The organism is Vibrio sp. ZOR0018 (genome assembly GCF_963865925.1).
Taxonomy (GTDB): Bacteria; Pseudomonadota; Gammaproteobacteria; order Enterobacterales; family Vibrionaceae; genus Vibrio; species Vibrio anguillarum.
In genome coordinates this window covers 1-2,820 of record NZ_CAWMCN010000018.1, presented here as the reverse complement: position 1 = coordinate 2,820, position 2,820 = coordinate 1, and the positions used below count along the sequence as shown (strand labels likewise).

Genomic DNA, 2,820 nt, shown 5'->3' with positions numbered 1-2,820 from the left:
TGTTATGCAAATTCAATGAGATAAACTGAATTTACACGACCAAAAGCCACAATTGCAATGGTTGAGTGATTCAAGAACCAACCCAAGCCAGAGCCATGATAAATAAGCCGCCAAAACAAAGTCCACCTTTCAGCAACAGACCAAACTTTTGAATCAGGAAAACTTAACGAGCGAAACCTTCAGCAAGTGCAAAATGCTCGATAAACTTGCCCTTTCCACACTTTGCGCCCGCTAAATTCACAACAAACCAGCACCAAAACTCATTGAGGCAAACAAAGAACCTTGCCTGTTTTACGGCTTGAGTAAACCACGAATTTTAGGATAAAAAGCTCATTTGCCGACAATACCAAACGAATGGCCGGAGAAATCCAAAAGATTGAACCCCTAAATTTACCTGAGTTGCATAACGCCCGCCTAAGGGGCTGGCAACGCATACCACTAAACTCAAACACAACAACCGAAACCACCGCGGTTCATTGGGACTGGAAACGCCGCGCGTTGACAGTCCCTCTTGAGGCGTTTGTTATGCTTAAGCTTCAACACTTTACATTTGAACCAATCCAAGAATAACCCACTGAAATAATTGACTAAAATTCGACTTTCATTGAACTAGAACTGGCTCAACCTTTACCTATGAACTGACCAATGCAGGCTTTCATTTAGCAACTAGGTCAATGTGGAAACCCTCTCCGACAAACTCACTCACCACGCATGGGCACAACAACTCAATGAGGCAATAACACTGAAACTTACAGCGACAGACACATTGCTGTTTCATTAGGCAGCGAAAAACAATGCTCAATTGCCGACTAACTTTCAGCCTGTAAGTAAAGGCACCAAACTGCTCAAAGCGACTTGAAAGAGCAAAACTAACCTCGCGCAGACTCAAGAACCCAATGAGGCAATCACTCAGAATTTACAACGCCAGATACATTGCCGCTTCATTAGGCAGCGAAAGGCAATATTGAATTGCCGACAAAACCTGAACGAAATACCAAAGGAATCGACAACCACAACCTACTGATTTTTATGGATTAAGCATAACGCCCGGCTAAGGGGTTGACAACGCACCGCCGAACTCAAAAAACATACCGTAAACACTGAACTTTAATTTTGCACTAAAACCGCCAAGCGTTGGCAATCCCTCTTGAGCCGTTTGTTAGCTGCTGCACTTTAGCCGGAGATTTGCTCCCCAACGGCCTAATTTAAAACTCATTATTGCTTTTAAGCGGCAAAGTAAAACGGACAACTGAGAAACTAAAACCTAACCCACGAAACGCACTTGGCAAAGAAGAAATAGCAGGAAAACTGACGAGCTTCTAAGACTTAAATTTACAAAGAATTCTTTCGAAGAAGCCAACAACCAAGTGCACGAAATCCATTTAAGCGCGAAAGAGCTTCAAAACCAAAAAAGCCACACCAAAGAAATAAACAAACACACCACTTCCCGTAAGAAGACTTCGGTTAGTTCAACCACTTCACGAACAGTGCCACTGGTGAGATACGCGGAAAAGTGCTGACTTTCAGGTGTAAAGCTAGAGCCTCAGACTAAGAAAAATAAACACGTAATTTTATGATTTCTCTTAACCTCAGCTAACGCCGAATTAAGCTGCTACCAACGCACAATGTCATTTGAAGCAATGCACCGTAATCACTAAACCATTTTGGAACTAATTCAGCCACGCGTTGGTAGTCGGCTTGAATTTCTTGTTATGTTTACGATCACATTACTTTATTCAAGTAAGTGGCAATTTCGTTTCCGATGTTTTTTTGAAATTCAACACGATTAAAACCATCAGGATCTTGCGCAATTACACCTAATTCAGCTTTTAAAAAATCAGGATAAGAAGTTAAAAATGAGTAATGGCCTGCATTAGGAATTATTTTGTAAGTTAATAAGCCTGTATTTTGAAGGCCATTTTTTATTACTTGGGAGTTGTATTTCTCAGTTAATTCTTCGTCTTTCTCAGAAACTAATAATAAAGTAGGAATATTCACATTTTCAAACGAGTTCTTTGCCAAAAATGGAGCCCCTACAGGTGCCATTAATACTTGTGCACTAATTCGAGTATCTTTAGAGTTCACGATTACGCTTTGAGTTAATAGATTTCCAAACACTGGTGCACAATAAGGGTCTGATAGTGTTGGCACATTTTTACACAAATCAATTAATTTTTTGGTGCTAGCTATTCCCCCTGACACAACAAGAGCACTGTAACCACCAATAGAGTGCCCTAAGACAGCAATTTTTTGTGTATCAATGTGGAGGCTTAAACTAGGTATTGATAATGCTTTGTCTATTGAAGCAGAGATATGCTTTGGTCTATTTACATAGTTCTCTACCTTGCCTTCTGACGAATTATCTAGGTAATTATTTTGAGGATGCGAAGGCATAACAACAATGAAACCATTCTTAACCAATGAAAGTGCAATGTCCTTATAAGACAAGCTACTGCTTCCGGAACCATAAGATAGGATAGCTAATGGAAAGCGACCTTCTTTGATTGCTCCAGCTATTGCAACGTTTAATTTAAAAGGCCCAAAATCTACAGGCTTTGGTTCCGAAGAAGTTGGGTATAATACAGCCATAGATAGGCCGTCTTTTGAAACATTATCTACTTTTCGAAAACCAACATCATTCGCAGTAACTGACACAGATGAAAACATTAATAATGCGATAGCTATTCTGAAATATTTCAACTTGTAAATCCTTTTGTATTAGCACCAAAGCTAAAGTAAACATAACGCCCGGCTAAGGGGTTGACAACGCACTACCGCACTCAAAAAACCACTGTAAACATCGAACTTCAATTTTGTACT

At 40.0% G+C, this 2,820-nt stretch carries 2 protein-coding genes; both read right to left on the bottom strand.

Annotated elements, in window-relative coordinates:
- Positions 1–655 precede the first annotated feature (655 nt).
- On the bottom strand, positions 656–916 hold the full coding sequence (locus AACR75_RS00685; RefSeq protein WP_081989890.1) for a DUF3709 domain-containing protein: 261 nt from the start codon (positions 914–916) through the stop codon (positions 656–658).
- Positions 917–1,722: 806 nt separating this feature from the next.
- The gene (locus tag AACR75_RS00680; RefSeq protein ID WP_052190363.1) at positions 1,723–2,700 is read right to left on the bottom strand and encodes an alpha/beta hydrolase family protein; all 978 of its coding nucleotides are present in this window, start codon (positions 2,698–2,700) and stop codon (positions 1,723–1,725) included.
- Positions 2,701–2,820: the final 120 nt, after the last annotated feature.